This is a genomic window from Tianxiuia mixotrophica, from assembly GCF_050596425.1.
Classification (GTDB): Bacteria; Bacillota; Clostridia; order Peptostreptococcales; family Acidaminobacteraceae.
Map to the genome: position 1 here is coordinate 1912940 of NZ_CP192292.1, position 15246 is coordinate 1928185.

A 15246-nucleotide genomic window follows, 5' to 3' on the forward strand; every position below is an offset into this window, starting at 1 on the left:
ATTATTAATTTAAAGCTTATCTAGTATGGTTAAAGTCAGTGGATTGAATGTGATTGAATCAAAGTTCCCGTCATCATCAGTCCAGTTGACTTGAATATGCCGTTTGTTTTCCGCATCTCCAAGTAGGGCGGAGATTTCTTCTGGCATTAGACCTTCCTCTGTTAAATTATGTAGTGCTGTTCTTGTTAAATTGATTGTTGTATTTTGATCTTCGATTAAGGATTTGCAAATTTTGAGCAAATCAATTTGTTTTGGATATAAATTGTCCATAGAAACACCTCACGTAAAGATATTATACCACAAGAATATATGTTCGAACTAGTTTTATTTTTTTTAACTTTTTTAGCGGAAGTCGTCAATGATTTATATCTTGCCATATTGTGGGGAACAAATGGAAAATCTCTATAAATAAGATGATCACAGCTTTTCAAGGGATTTTAACTATGGTAATGTAAAGGTAAGGCGTATGATGAGGAGGTCTTATGAATAGTTTTAAATCCCTAGGTCGTGTCATTATTGTCACATCCATTATAACTGTGTTGATGACAATTGGAATCAATATACAAACCAATCAGGCGTTTGAAATATTAAACAGAAATGAACAGACTATAGATGCGATTACGTTGGCGTTGAACAACAATGAATTGCCACTCAGGGTCTTTTCCAACATTGCTCAACAGGCCGTGACGAGTGATGAAAAGTATGAAGTTTTGTCAAATGCTTACTTAAAAAACAAAGATAAGTTTACAGCTGAGCTAGACAATTTTTTAAAAGATATAAACAGCCTTGAATTTGAGGCCTATGAACTTATTGTCTTTGACATTCAGGCTAAGGAAAAGGATGAACTCAAGCAAAGACTCAGAATACTGACAACGGATGTCAGCAGTATGAAAGACCTGATGACATCAAAATTCCAGGTGCCGCTTATAAGGGACTTAGAAGCCATTCATCAACTTGAAGAAGAATACTATTTGGTCAAGGAACAGGTCATTGCGTTTCATGAAGTTTACAACATTTTTTCAATGAATATTAGAGAGAAGTATTTATTGGTTTTCAGTTTGATGCTCTATTTTTCTCTGGCTCTTTTATCCTTAATGGCGTATGTTGTCTTTAGAATGGTACGTCGAGATTTTAAGTTTATTTCAAAAACGTATGACTTGCTTGAAGATCATGACTACGATGTTGAAAAGCTACAGTTAAACAATCCTTTTTTTAAAGAAGAAAAGGACATAAAAGAAACAGTTGTAAAGATGTTTGACGAGCAGAAGACCCTAAAAGCTTTCAAGGACCTGATCAATCAAACCTATCATATGGACGACATCATTGACATGCTCTTTGACAGACTGAATAAGACAATCCATGTTGACCGCGTAGGCATAGCCTTTATTGACTATAGAAGAGGCTATATTATTGCAGAGTATGGTGTGGCCAGTTATGAAACACTTCATCTTGGACCAGGCTATGAGGTTCCTATAGGAAAAACCTCCCTTAAAAAACTCATTAACAACCATGAGGGCTTGATCAATAACGATGTGCAAGCATATAAAGAAAAAAATCCGAAGAGTAGGACACTGGAGCTTATTATCAACGAGGGCATTCAGTCAAACATGATTATTCCTTTGGTCACCAACAATGTTGTGTTTGGTTTCATTTTTGTTAGTTCAAAGGAGAAGAATCATTTTGAAGAAGAAGATTTGAGGTTTATCTCAAAAATTATTTATGAAATTTCTGGGGCCTTGAATAGGGCTTACCTCTTAAAAATTGTTTTGGCTAAAATGACAACCACATTTGCCAAGCTTGTGGACAGAAAAGACAATGAAACTGGAGACCATATTTTAAGGATGGTAAGTTATTCAGTTATTATAGCTGAAGGTATAAGAAAAATGAACTTATCCACCCATCCTATGGATCGAAAGACCATTCTTGAAATTGAAAGACATGCATCCGTTCATGATATAGGAAAAGTGGGTATACCTGATAATATACTCAAAAAACCAGGCAAATTGTCCAGTGAAGAATGGGAGATCATGAAAAACCACGTGACCATAGGTGGAGAGATTTTTTCAGAGCTCAGAAGTGATTTTGGAATGTTTGAAACGAGCATATATCAGGTTGCAGAGCAGATTGCCAAGTTCCACCATGAAAAATTTGATGGATCGGGGTATCCATACAAGCTTCGTGGCGCTGAAATTCCACTGGTAGCACGTATAGTTGCCCTGGCAGATGTTTTTGATGCTCTCACATCTGAGCGAGTCTATAAAAAAGCTTTTACCTTTGAAAAGGCACTTGAAATCATTGATGAATCAACAGGCAAGCATTTTGATCCTGTCGTTGTAGAAGCTTTTTATAATGAGCTTGATGAAATCAGAAAAGTATATGACAAGAATTTATAAGGTGTGTTTATCATGATAGATCCTACAAGAATTACAAAGATAAAAGATGGAAAAGAGACGGGGACCACAGTTGTGTACTGGATGAACCGAGACCAAAGAGCCCATGACAATTGGGCCCTTTTACATGCGTGTGAAGTGGCCAAGGAAAAACAAGCCAACTTGGCTGTTGTTTTCAATTATGCAAAAGACAGCATTCGACTGACAAGGCGTCATTTTGATTTTATGCTTCAAGGTTTAAAGGATGTGCAAAAAGAGCTTCAAGCACATGGTATCCCCTTTCATGTTATAAGTGGTGAACCTTCAAATGTAATGGTGAAGTACCTGGAGGCCATAGATTGTGCCCATTTGGTTACGGACTTTTCCCCTTTAAAGGCTCATAGAAGATGGTTAAAAGAGATTTGTGGTCATCTGGAATGTGGGGTGGATCTAGTGGATGCTCATAACATAGTTCCCTACAATGTCGTGTCAGACAAGGAAGAATATGCCGCTAGGACTATCCGCAGTAAAATAAATAAGCGGCTGGAAGACTATTTGACAGATTTTCCAGACCTGGAAAAATACAATTGTGTTTCTTTTGTTAATCCGGACAGGGTGCCTTTTCAGTTTGAAAATTTACATGTTGCGTGGGAAACTTTAGAGTCTGTCTATGTCCTTGATGAAAATGTGAAAGCAGTCGAGTGGCTCAGGGCTGGACAAAGTGGAGCTGTTGAAACACTTAGAAAATTTATTGATGAACGTTTAGAAAACTACAATGATTTGCGCAATGATCCCAATGAGGATGCTCAGTCAGACCTGTCCCCATATTTTCACTTTGGTCAGGTTGCCCCTCAAAGAGTTGCCTATGAGATTCGCCATATTGCGGAACCCTCTGACAACACGGCAAGCTTTTTAGAGGAGATGATTGTACGACGGGAACTCACCGACAATTATTGTTACTACAACGAGAATTACGACAGGTTGGAAGGGGTCAAGGACTGGGCCAAGCTGACCTTGCATGTCCACCGAAATGATCCAAGAGATGCTGTTTATGATCTTGAAACGTTTGAAAATGCCAAAACCCACGATGATTTGTGGAATGCTGCTCAAATGGAATTGATCAAATATGGAAAGATGCATGGCTACATGCGCATGTACTGGGCGAAAAAAATTCTTGAATGGACAAGGACACCTGAAGAGGCCTTTAATATAGCCCTTGAACTCAATGATAAATATTCATTGGACGGAAGTGACCCAAATGGTTATGTGGGTGTGGCCTGGAGTATCGGAGGCGTTCATGATAGGGCTTGGAAGGAAAGGCCGGTATATGGTAAAATACGCTACATGAACAAAAATGGTTGTAAGCGAAAATTTGATGTGCATAAATACGTGCAAACAATACTAGGAGGCTAACTCATAGATGAGTGAATGGATTGAACTTCTTGAGAAAATACCAAATATAGGACAAATGATTGCCACTTTTGTTGTTATCATAATGAGTTGGATGATCAGACGCATTATTCATAAACTTATGCATACCTATATTGAGGATGTCCACAGGTATCATAAATACAAACGCGTTACAACGTATTTGCTCTTTTGTATATCAGCCTTGCTCCTAATAGTGGTGTGGTCTTCTCATGTCATGTCACTATCTACTTTTTTAGGTCTTGTATCAGCTGGTATTGCCATTGCTTTGAAGGACCTGTTAACAAGTATAGCGGCCTGGATTTTTATTATATCAAGAAAGCCCTTTGTAGTTGGAGACCGAATTCAAATTGGAGAATTGCAGGGGGATGTTATTGACATTCGGATATTTCAATTTTCCATTATGGAAATTGGAAACTGGGTTGAAAACGATCAGAGCACAGGACGAATCATCCATGTGCCCAACCATAGAATTATGACAGACGCTGTTGCCAATTATTCAGCGAGTTTTGATCATATCTGGAACGAAGTTAAGGTGGTCATAACCTTTGAATCCGATTGGCGTAAAGCAAAGAAGATATTGACACAAATTATTAGAAATCGAGCAGACCACGATGTGACTGTCCTCAATGAAAAAATAAAAAAGGCTTCTAGAAAGTACATGATCTATTATAAGAACTTGACCCCTATTATTTATATGGATGTCGTGGATCATGGTGTGCGCCTGACCATACGCTACTTGTGCAAGCCAAAGTCTAGAAGAACCACAGTGGATCGGGTGTGGACAGATGTCTTGGAACATTTTGAACTTGAAAATGATATAGAACTGGCATATCCGACACAACGTATTGTAATGAATGCTGGACAGAAAAAACAGTGAGAATTAATGCAAAGTCTAAAGTATTAATTTGTATTTGTTTGCTTTCGAGATTGAGTAAATCAGGTGTTCAAGGGGTAATTATAGAAAAGAAACAATGAAGGGTGATCCTATGAATACTGAGTTGCTGTATACAATTGGAGTTGGAAATATTCGCAGTCACATCAGCGTGAATCTCATGCAAATAATTTTATATTTATTAGCGATTGATATGACCCATCCAGTTAGGGGCATTTTAATTGCAATTTTCATGGCATCAATTGTGGCAACCATAGATATGGCTTTAATCCACTACTATAACAGCGAAGATGCCACTGTGGGTGGCGGAACCAGGTTGATCAGAAATATTGACGATAAGATTCGGGTTTTTAGAAGAATAATGATTGTTTCTTATGTTGTGAGTCTTCTAATATTAACCTTAATGTTTTTGGCCGGTGCAGGAATTGCATCATATTTTATTTTCACGGCCCCTGTTAGCTTTTTGATTTTTATAAGTATTATGGTCGCACATGACTATAGTGTAAATGTGCGTTATGCAGAACTGAAAAAAGCCAACTGGGTGTTTGACTACAATAAAAATCCTACAGTACGGACTGTGTCAACAGGACTCAATGTTGGTATTAGTCTCTTTAATGATGAAAGCCAGTTTATTGTAGATGAAACAGCTAAGCCAATGGAGATTGATGATATTTTTGGTGAGCTCCCTCCAGGAACGAAAATGAAGGGGCACCAGATGAAAAAGCCTGAGTTTCGGGAAATACGATTCAGCAAAGAATTTCTTTATAGCAGTGCGGCTGCTTTTAAAACCATCTACCTGAAAAAAGAATCGAGTCATGATATAAAGGTCTACAACCTTGTTATGAAGGCTCTGAGTAAATATTCCGCCCTCTATCTGATTGAAGACGGGCATATGAAGTGTTTAAAAACCACAGTGACCCTCCATAAGGAGAAGGTCAACAAATATATTGAGGAAAATGATTATATTAAAAGATTTATTCCGACAAAAGAGGCAGAAGTGGCCTACATTTCCATGATGCTAAAACCGGACTATTCTAAAAAATCATTGAAGCGTTTTATGGCAAAGTTCTCTAAGCCTATCCCACGATATGAACTTCGCCAAACAAACGTAGGTCTTTTCCTCACAGAGCTGGGGGCTGAAAAAGAACTGGAAGAAGACATTTCTTACTTGCAACAGTACATGTCCCTCAATCTTGATGAGTATATGTGTTTGCCTGAAGAAGAGCAAACGCAGGATAATTTTACGTCTCTTCAAGATAAAATCGATAATTATCAAAGATCGAAAAATGCGCACAAGGAAAAGCTTACCAAAACGCTTCACCGACTGGATATAGGTGGTGAGAAAATCTATGTCTTCATTGAAGATTTAAAAACCCTTAGTGAACTGGACGAAATAGTATTTTCAAAATTTATCAATAGAGATATAAAAGCCATCTTTGACAAATATGGCGAAGAGGATTAAAAAAAAGACCCTTACTGATAGCAAGTTCACGTGAACTGCATCAGTAAGGGTCTTTTTGCTTGTAGCATGTTTTTCAAGGTTTATTGTGAAGGTCTTTTATAGACCATTTCTAAGTGGGCTATGCCATCTTCAAGGTGGTTATCAGAAACGCGCTTGAAACCCAAGGCGTTATAGAATGACTCCAAATAGGCCTGGGCAGAAATACGAACCACGTTTTGCTCAAGGACGAAAACCTCATTTCTAGCCTTCAAAATGGCATAAAGTTCTTCAGAGGTAAGATCTTTAAAAGATTTTATAATCATACTTGAGCCTCCTTAGGGTCTTATAATATTTAATGGTCGTTTGTTTCCTCTTCAACTTCTGGTTCGACGAGCTGTCCTTTATAAAGGGTCTTAGCATCAAATTCAATGCCAGCCATTTTTTCAATTTTTAAGAGCAGGGGAATCTCTTTATCTGTCACGATTGTTATAGAAGTTCCCTTTGCCCCGGCACGGCCTGTACGACCTGAACGGTGCGTATACTCATTGAGATCCTCAGGAACATCAAGGTTGATCACGTGGGTTATATCACTGAGGTCAAGGCCTCTGGCAACAAGGTCTGAGGCCACAAGCACATTTGATTTTCCACTTTTAAAGCTGTCCAGTATGGCCTTTCTCTCAGCCTTTGTCGCGTTACCAAAAATGCCAACCGCCTTTATTTTATGGTAGCTCAGTTTCATAGTAACTTCTTGGACGAGCTCATTGCGATTGATGAAAACAATGGCTTTTTTTGGTTTCACAGCATGTATGAGCTTTCTTAAGTTTGTAATTTTGTCTCGTCGCTCACTAAGAATGCATAGATGTTCGATGTCGGAGTTTACAGAGCTGACTTCGACATTAACAAGTTCCGGTTCATTCATAAATGCAGTGGCGCGCTTAACAGCTTCTTCGGGCAAAGAGGCTGAGAAGATCATAAGTTGTCTGTCGCGAAGAGTGGTCTTAACGACATCCATAACAGTTGTGATGTTGTCGTCGGATAGGAGCTTATCAGCTTCGTCAATAATTAGGGTCTTAACTTGATGCGCCTTAATTTTTTTCATTTTGATCAAATCCAAAACACGACCTGGTGTGCCTACAATGATATGAGGCTTTTTCTTGAGGGCTTCAATTTGTCGCTTTTTATTGACTTGTCCAATAATTGTTGTGGATCTGACTGGTCTTCCAGAATCAGATGACAACTTTTTAATCACGTTGTTGATTTGGACCACAAGTTCATGCGTTGGTGCAAGAACGATCGTGTGGAGGTCCTTGCTTGCCGTATCGATTTTTTCGAAAGATGGCAAGACGTAGGCTAGGGTTTTTCCACTGCCTGTTTCGGCTTGAGCTATAAGATCTTTATGAGCCAAAGCCGTTGGTATTGCACGACATTGTATGTCTGTGGGCACTTCAATTTTATCTTTTGCCAGCCCTTTAATGAGGTCTGGACTCAGTTTCAATGATTCAAATGTATTCATTATTACTCTCCTAAATAGTGTTATCAGTAAATTTTATAATTTGATGGTGGCTTTGTCAATTGAATATTCTTACTTTCGCATCTTAATCTTCTCAAAAAAAGGGCTTTGAATCAAGTGGATACCATTATCATATCAAGAAGGTAGACATTCATAACCGTTCACTTGATCAAATAAAAAGAATGCAAGCAAAGCCTGCATTCTAAAGGACACTTTAAGAGTTTTTTAAGGCATGTAATGGCTGTGAACCACTATTTGATGGATACGGGGGGCTCTTTCAATTGAAACATCATTAAGAGCTTCGATATAAGCTATTGGCACTGTACCATTTATAACAACTGATTTATGTATTGCGAAGTTATGGCTCTCAATATAATCTGTGAGTGCCTGTTCAGAATATCTTCTTTTGGTAGGGTAGCCCAATGTGGTAATGACATGGGATAAAATTGTAGACCGCAATGATTCTTTATGAATAAAATTAGGAATGATGAGTTTGCCGCCGGGCTTTAAGACCCTTTTAATTTCCTGGATGGCCTTGTCTGGGACATCTAAAATATGCAATGTATTGGACATAATAACAACATCATATGCATTGTCATCAGAATCAATATCATACACATCACTTACCCTGAAATCAATGTTTTTATATCTTGAATGCGTTTTTAGGCGTTCTGCTTTACGAATCATTTCTCTTGAAATGTCTGTGGCTTCCACATAGCGGCAGTGAGGACAAAGTTCTAAAGCCATTGTGCCATATCCAGCTGCGAGCTCGAGTATTTTGTCATCGTAATCAATAGAGTTAACAATGCGTTTTTTGAGTTGATTATAAGCGCGTTCTTCTGTAGAAAGGACAAAATCATATACTTGGGCAATACGGTTCCAGGTTTTATCAGGGGATTTTTTTGTCATAATCATCATCCTTTAACTTTATAAAACTCACAATGTATACCTTTTTAGTATAGATACGCCTAAATGTTCGTAAATAATCAATCAAAATGTAAAATTTATGAATCTTAACATTTGGTCATATTATATTACGAAATGAATCTTCAATCAATCATGAAATGAAAGTTTGGCAAGAAACCTCAAATTTGGAATCTACAAATTTGGAATCTAAACGAGAGAAGGGATACTTTAGATTTGTTTGCCAGTCTATAGCTTATGCTTTCACAATGATGCATCACCAGTGGGTAGGCTAAAAAATGTGTAAAAAGAAATGTTGAAAAAAGGAAATTAATAGTATGAAAAGAGTTGACCGATTCGGTCAAAAAATATAAACTTAGTTTGACCACATTGGTCAATACTCTTTGAGAATGGAGGGGAAATATGTCAAAGAATTTTCAAAGATTTGAAGCCTTGCCAGATGAAAAGCAAAAAGCAATAATGAACAGCGCCATGGAAGAGTTCGTAAAAGGCGGCTATGATAAAGCTTCTGTAAACAATATTGTGGAAAAGGCGGCTATTTCAAAGGGATCACTTTTTTACTACTTCAAAAGCAAGAAAAAACTTTATTTATATCTATTTGAACACTGTGAAAATATGATTATTTCTAATGCCAAAGCGCACCTGTCAAAGGACAATTTTGATTTTATTAAAAGAATGAATGAAACGATGAAGGGAAATCTTAAGCTTTTGAAAGATTATCCACTTGTTTATAGATTTGTTCGTTCCTGCAAACTTGAAACAAGTATAGAGGTTCTAAATGAAATCATAGATATTAAAGAAAACACCAATGATGAAATACTTGGAGATGTCTACCGAAACGTAGATAAGAAGCTTTTTAAGGAAGACATTGATGTTCAAAAAGCTATGTTTACAGTCAAATCGACCCTCTTTCAACTTATGCATGATTTCTTGAGGAGCGGTACAGAAGATCAAAACTTGGTTGAAAGTGAAATAGATCAGTACATGGCGTTTTTTAAATTGGCTTTTTATAAGCCAGAAGGTAAGTCATAAACTAAGGGCAAGTGGTGAAGCAGAAAACGATGAGGTGACAGATATGCACATGAGTGATGGACTCATAACGCCAGTGGTGGGCGGTATTATGCTAGCGACAAGTGCTGGCCTTATAGGTCATACAGCGCGGAGAATAGACTACGAATCTTTGGAGCAAAAGGTGCCTTATATGGGTATGGTAGGAGCCTTTGTATTTGCTTCACAAATGATAAATTTTGCAATTCCAGGAACCGGTTCAAGTGGACACATTGGTGGTGGGCTTCTGCTGGCAGTCCTTTTGGGACCGCACGCAGGTTTTTTAGCCATGGCCAGCATATTGTTGGTTCAGGCCATGTTTTTTGCAGACGGAGGTCTTTTGGCTTACGGGTGCAACCTTTTCAATTTGGGTTTTTTCACCTGTTATTTAGCCTATCCCTACATATATAAACCTATTTCGGAATCCACAATATTCAGTCCGCGACTAAGACAGATAACAGCGATTATGCTTTCAACAATCATTGGGCTTCAGTTGGGCGCCCTTTCAGTGGTCATTCAAACAACGCTATCGGGTTTGACAGATCTGCCCTTTGGAGTATTTGCCTCTTTTATGCAACCCATTCATTTAGCCATTGGGCTTGTCGAAGGCGCGGTGACAGTGGCTGTTGTTCTCTATCTGCAAGAAAACAGGAAAGAACTTATATATAGTGGTACAAATCGCTATGGGTCTATTTTTTCATATCAAAAGGGTGTCCGAATCTTTGCTGTTATAACACTGGTTGTTGGCGTTTTACTGTCACAGTTTGCTTCTGCCAGTCCAGATGGACTAGAATGGTCCATTGAAAATGTATCGGCAAGTGCTCTGGAAGAAAGCGGGACTGACTCGAGTGCCCTTGAAGACATACAAAATAAAATAGCTATTTTGCCAGACTATGGATTTGAAAAAGAACATTTCTCTGGCTATACCGGCATTATAGGGACCAGCCTATCAGGACTAACAGGCAGTCTTATAACCCTTCTTTTCGTGGTGGCAATTGGCTTAACAATACGAAAGACCACGGAGAAAAAGAGGATATATGGGAAAGCTCGCAAGTAATTTATTTCAGCTAAAATATATTGAAGAACTTTCACGTAGGCCATTATGGATGAATAATATAAATCCGCTAATAAAGCTAATTTTGACAGCTGCCTTTGTGATCAGTGTGTCATCCACTGGAAAATACGATATTCAGGCAGTTGTTCTGTATTTTGTTTATCCAGCATTTGTGCTGACGGCAGTGGATATCCCCCTAAAGCCCATTGCTTATAAAATGATTGTTCCGCTTTTTATGGGGGTCAGCATAGGGCTTTTAAATCCCTTGTTTGATCAAAACTATATTGTATTATTTGACGATTTCATTGTATCAGCAGGCTGGCTGTCCTTATTGGTATTGTTTCTAAAATCTTTGCTTTGCATACTGGCAGCCATGATTTTAATTTCTACAACAGCTATTGAAGGTATTGCATGGGCTTTGGTGAAATTGAGGCTGCCTGAGATTGTGGCTGTTCAGTTTTTACTTATGTTCCGCTACATAAGTGTCTTTGTGACTGAATTTGAGACACTGGTGTCTGCCTATAGCTTGAGAACTGGTGGAGAGACCGCCTTAAAATATGAGGTCTGGGGCTCTCTCCTAGGGCAGATGATTATGCGCACTGCAGATAAATCTGAGACACTCTATGAAGCTATGAAACTAAGGGGATTTGATGGAAGGTTCGATGGAGGATACTATAAACAAGTTGGACTTGTTGATATTTTGTATTTCCTATTATGGATTATCGTCCTCTTGACCCTATATGTTATGAGGTAATTATATGTGTGATGCGGCAATTGAAATAAGCCAAATGACTTTTGGCTATGATAAAGATGACAAAGTATTTGAAAATCTGGATTTGATTATTGAAAAGGGGAAGACCACAGGACTGATTGGAGCCAATGGTGCGGGAAAATCAACATTGTTAAAGCTCCTGGTCGGCCTTGAAAAAAGTGATACAGGGCATATACAAATAGATGGCTTAACCATGAGTAAAAAGAGTCTAAGAGAAATACGAAGTAAGATAGGATACACATTTCAAGACGCTGATGCCCAACTCTTCATGACCACAGTTTTTGAAGATGTCGCTTTTGGCATTAAAGATCAGTCAAACGATCCAGAATACATTGACCAAAAAGTAACACATGCTCTGACAGCTGTGAACGCTGTCCATTTGAAGAACAAGCCCCCCTATAAGCTTTCGGGTGGAGAAAAGAGGGCGGTTGCCTTGGCAACGGTGCTGGTGATGGATCCAAGTATTATTGTCTTGGACGAACCAACGACGGGTCTCGATCCCAGAGGCAGACGCAATTTGATAGAAATTCTAAAAAAGACACACCAAACAAAGATCATAGCCACTCATGACATGGAGATGGCCTTAGAAATTTGCGATGAACTCATTGTTATGAAAGATGGGCAAATCCTTTTAAAAGATAATCCAAACAGTGTTTTTAGTAATAAAGATTTGCTTGAAGCAAGTCACTTAGAGCAACCAATGTCAGTGACCAGATGTCCAATCTGCCAAACCAGCTTAGGAGGAAAATAAATGAAGGTATTATATTATGATTGTTTTAGTGGCATTAGTGGAGATATGAATTTAGGCGCCTTGATTGACTTAGGCGTGGATGAAGACTTTCTTAGAAAAGAGCTTGCTAAGCTGAAAATTGATGAAGAATTTGACTTGGTCGTGAAAAGAGATATAAAAAATGGTGTGAGTGGTACAAAGGTAGATGTTCTTATAAAAGACCACAACCACAAACATAACCATGACCATAACCATGACCATAACCATGACCATAACCATGACCATAACCATGACCATAACCATGACCATAACCATAACCATAACCATAACCATGATCATAACCATAATCACGACCATGACCACAATCATAATCATGACAATAAAGACAGTCATTCCCATGATCACGGTCATCACCATCACCATGATAGAAACTTTAAAATTATACGTGAAATGATTGCCATCAGCGATTTGTCAGAAAGCGTAAAAAAAATGAGCACAAACATTTTCTATGAAGTGGCTGTCGCAGAAGCCAAAGTTCATGGAAAAACAGTGGATGAAGTCCATTTTCATGAAGTGGGTGCAGTGGACTCCATCATTGATGTGGTTGGTGCAGCCATTTGTATTGATGCCCTTGGCGTGGATAAAATCATGTCCTCATCTGTGCAACTTGGCGGTGGGTTTGTCATGTGCGATCATGGAAAAATTCCAGTGCCAGCACCCGCGACTTCGGAAATTCTTAAAAATGTTCCAGTTAGAATGGGCTTGGTACCGTTTGAGACGACAACACCAACAGGTGCAGCTATCCTAAAAGCCAATGTCGACATATACTCTGATGAGCACGATATCGTTATTGAAAAAATTGGTTATGGTCTGGGAACAAAAACATTTGAAGTGCCTAATGTTTTAAGAGTGTATCTTGGGCGTGTCGAAAAAAAAAAGCTAGTTTAGAAGATGCGCCTATAGACTATGAACAAATTGAATACGCCAACCAGTACTTAATGGAAACGAACATAGATGACATGAATGCTGAACTCTATGCTTATGTAGAGGAAAAGCTATTTGAATATGGTGCTCTTGATGTATATAAAACACCCATTATCATGAAAAAAGGAAGACCGGCCGTCAAATTAAGTGTACTTGCAGAAAAAAGCAAGCACGATCTGATCTTAGATGTTCTCTTTAAGGAAACAACGTCCGGCGGGGTTCGAGCCTATCCAGTTGACAAACACATGATGAAAAAAGCCTATAGGACCCTTGATACAGACTATGGAAAAATTCAGGTCAAGGACTACTATTATAAGGGAGAGTGTCTTAAGACAAAAGCAGAATATGAAGACTGCGCAGCTGCAGCAAAGGCAAATGACGTTTCCATCAAGGCGGTTTACGATGCTGTTTGGAGAATTGAACATAAAGGATGATATGATGACAAAAATACATTCACAAAAGTATGAGATGCTTTTAGAAAATATTAGGGCTTTGGGTTCTGTTGCGGTTGCCTTTTCTGGGGGTGTGGATAGCACATTTCTAGCCTATGCGGCTCGCGAAGCCCTCGGTGAAAAAGCTATTGCTATAACGGTTGACTCACCCTATATACCAAAATGGGAAATTGAAGAGGCTAAAGAATTGGCGGAAGATATAGGTATTGCCCATAAAATTCTGAAAGTCGAAACGATTGCCGATGCAATAATAAATAACCCATCAGACCGCTGTTATCTATGTAAGAAACTTGTATTTGACAATATCTTAGAAAAGGCCAGAGGCCTTGGTCATGAATATGTTATGGATGGGTCAAACTATGATGATACCAAGGATTATCGTCCTGGTATGGTGGCTTTAAAGGAACTTGAAATCAAAAGCCCACTTCTCGAAACGAGCTGGACCAAACAAGAAATAAGAGAGGCATCAAAAGAAGTAGGGCTTAAAACACATGACAAGCCAGCTTATGCCTGTCTTTTAACGCGGATTCCATATGACACAAGAATTGAAAATGCAGACCTAATAAAAATCGAGGCTTCAGAAGTTTATATGATGTCTATTGGGTTTCGGGCTGTGCGCGTTCGGTGCCACGGAGATTTGGCTCGAATTGAAGTGGCGCGAGAAGATCGTAAGAAACTCTTCGATGAGGACTTGCTTGACAACATTTCGGAAAAGCTAAAAGAGATTGGATTCACATACGTGACCTTTGAGGCTGGTGGCTATAAAATGGGAAGCTTAAACCAGGCCATTGGCAAATAATGCATTTGGATATGAGAGGTGTTTAAGTGGACATAAATACACTAGAAAAATTACTAAATGATGTTAAATCCAGTGATCTGGATGTGAAAGATGCCTTAAAGCAGTTGGAAACGCTGCCGTTCTCGGATTTAGGATTTGCAAAAATAGACAACCATAGAGAACTTCGTGTTGGATATCCGGAAGTCATATATGGAGAAGGTAAAACCGTTGATCACGTTGTAAAAATTGTTGATCATATGAACCGCAAAGGAGCCAACGTCCTCGTTACAAGATGCAGTGAAGACATGGCTCGGGGGATAATGGAAATTTGCCATAAAGCAGAGTACAATCCCATTGGAAGGACAGTGTGCATAACCAATGCCAAAGTGGAAGAGAGCCAGGAATACATAGCCATTGTTGCTGCTGGCACATCAGACTTACCCGTTGTGGAAGAGGCTTATGAGACAGCACGCATACTGGGAAACAAGGTCAAGAAGATCACCGATGTTGGTGTTGCTGGCATACATAGACTTTTTGCAAATTTGGATGACATTCGTGGTGCCAAAGTCGTCATAGTGGCAGCAGGTATGGAAGGAGCCTTGGCAAGCGTTCTTGGAGGTCTTGTCAATAAACCCATCATCGCAGTGCCAACGAGCGTTGGCTATGGAGCAAACTTTGGTGGATTGGCAGCGCTGCTTTCCATGCTCAATAGTTGTGCAAGTGGAGTGAGTGTTGTCAACATAGATAATGGCTTTGGAGCGGCTTATAATGCAAGTATTATCAACAAGCTCTAGACATTCATTCAATAACAAGTCAATATGCATATGACTATAAAAAAAGCCCCTCATAATAAAGGGGCTTT

The 15246-nt window shown here is 38.9% G+C and carries 14 protein-coding genes and 1 pseudogene; 11 read left to right on the plus strand and 4 right to left on the minus strand.

Features of this window, described 5'->3' with window-relative positions:
• Positions 1 to 9 precede the first annotated feature (9 nt).
• Positions 10 to 270, minus strand: a complete 261-nt coding sequence (locus ACQ4KW_RS08205) for a hypothetical protein (protein ID WP_430886048.1) — start codon at positions 268 to 270, stop codon at positions 10 to 12.
• 212 nt (positions 271 to 482) lie between these two features.
• On the opposite strand from ACQ4KW_RS08205, the gene ACQ4KW_RS08210 reads away from it, so the two are divergent.
• The 4 genes from ACQ4KW_RS08210 to ACQ4KW_RS08225 all read left to right on the plus strand — a co-directional run bounded on the left by ACQ4KW_RS08210 (position 483) and on the right by ACQ4KW_RS08225 (position 6154).
• Entirely contained in the window at positions 483 to 2393 is a 1911-nt protein-coding gene (locus ACQ4KW_RS08210) for an HD domain-containing phosphohydrolase (protein WP_430886049.1), read from the plus strand.
• A 12-nt stretch (positions 2394 to 2405) separates the two neighbouring features.
• A complete protein-coding gene (gene phrB, locus ACQ4KW_RS08215; protein WP_430886050.1) occupies positions 2406 to 3782 on the plus strand; it encodes a deoxyribodipyrimidine photo-lyase in 1377 nt (458 codons plus the stop codon).
• 7 nt (positions 3783 to 3789) lie between these two features.
• The gene (locus ACQ4KW_RS08220) at positions 3790 to 4677 is read left to right on the plus strand and encodes a mechanosensitive ion channel family protein (RefSeq protein WP_430886051.1); all 888 of its coding nucleotides are present in this window, start codon (positions 3790 to 3792) and stop codon (positions 4675 to 4677) included.
• 109 nt (positions 4678 to 4786) lie between these two features.
• Positions 4787 to 6154 (plus strand): hypothetical protein, encoded by a 1368-nt coding sequence (locus ACQ4KW_RS08225; RefSeq protein WP_430886052.1) that lies wholly within the window; start codon positions 4787 to 4789, stop codon positions 6152 to 6154.
• A gap of 80 nt (positions 6155 to 6234) precedes the next feature.
• On the opposite strand, the gene ACQ4KW_RS08230 is transcribed toward ACQ4KW_RS08225, so the two are convergent.
• The 3 genes from ACQ4KW_RS08230 to ACQ4KW_RS08240 form a co-directional block, all read right to left on the minus strand.
• Positions 6235 to 6456, minus strand: a complete 222-nt coding sequence (locus ACQ4KW_RS08230; RefSeq protein ID WP_430886053.1) for a GNAT family N-acetyltransferase — start codon at positions 6454 to 6456, stop codon at positions 6235 to 6237.
• A 29-nt stretch (positions 6457 to 6485) separates the two neighbouring features.
• Complete coding sequence (locus ACQ4KW_RS08235) at positions 6486 to 7646, minus strand: DEAD/DEAH box helicase (protein ID WP_430886054.1); 1161 nt, start codon at positions 7644 to 7646, stop codon at positions 6486 to 6488.
• A 222-nt stretch (positions 7647 to 7868) separates the two neighbouring features.
• Positions 7869 to 8552 (minus strand): class I SAM-dependent methyltransferase, encoded by a 684-nt coding sequence (locus ACQ4KW_RS08240; RefSeq protein WP_430886055.1) that lies wholly within the window; start codon positions 8550 to 8552, stop codon positions 7869 to 7871.
• 417 nt (positions 8553 to 8969) lie between these two features.
• Here ACQ4KW_RS08240 and ACQ4KW_RS08245 point away from each other — a divergent pair, with 417 nt between their 5' ends.
• From ACQ4KW_RS08245 to larB, 7 genes and pseudogenes are all read left to right on the plus strand, one after another.
• Positions 8970 to 9599 (plus strand): TetR/AcrR family transcriptional regulator, encoded by a 630-nt coding sequence (locus ACQ4KW_RS08245; protein ID WP_430886056.1) that lies wholly within the window; start codon positions 8970 to 8972, stop codon positions 9597 to 9599.
• A 43-nt stretch (positions 9600 to 9642) separates the two neighbouring features.
• Positions 9643 to 10671, plus strand: a complete 1029-nt coding sequence (locus tag ACQ4KW_RS08250; protein WP_430886057.1) for an energy-coupling factor ABC transporter permease — start codon at positions 9643 to 9645, stop codon at positions 10669 to 10671.
• Positions 10652 to 11422: an energy-coupling factor transporter transmembrane component T family protein gene (locus ACQ4KW_RS08255; protein ID WP_430886058.1), complete on the plus strand. Its 771-nt coding sequence runs from the start codon at positions 10652 to 10654 to the stop codon at positions 11420 to 11422. Before ACQ4KW_RS08250 ends, ACQ4KW_RS08255 begins: the two co-directional genes overlap by 20 nt.
• 4 nt (positions 11423 to 11426) lie before the next feature.
• Positions 11427 to 12191 carry an energy-coupling factor ABC transporter ATP-binding protein gene (locus tag ACQ4KW_RS08260; RefSeq protein ID WP_430886059.1) on the plus strand — a complete coding sequence of 255 codons (765 nt, stop codon included), beginning with the start codon at positions 11427 to 11429 and terminating at the stop codon, positions 12189 to 12191.
• Positions 12192 to 13588, plus strand: a pseudogene (gene larC, locus ACQ4KW_RS08265) (nickel pincer cofactor biosynthesis protein LarC). It begins immediately after the preceding gene.
• A complete protein-coding gene (larE, locus tag ACQ4KW_RS08270; RefSeq protein ID WP_430886060.1) occupies positions 13557 to 14405 on the plus strand; it encodes an ATP-dependent sacrificial sulfur transferase LarE in 849 nt (282 codons plus the stop codon). The pseudogene larC and the gene larE overlap by 32 nt, the downstream one beginning before the upstream one ends.
• Before the next feature lie 26 nt (positions 14406 to 14431).
• Positions 14432 to 15178 carry a nickel pincer cofactor biosynthesis protein LarB gene (gene larB, locus ACQ4KW_RS08275; protein ID WP_430886061.1) on the plus strand — a complete coding sequence of 249 codons (747 nt, stop codon included), beginning with the start codon at positions 14432 to 14434 and terminating at the stop codon, positions 15176 to 15178.
• Positions 15179 to 15246 lie beyond the last annotated feature (68 nt).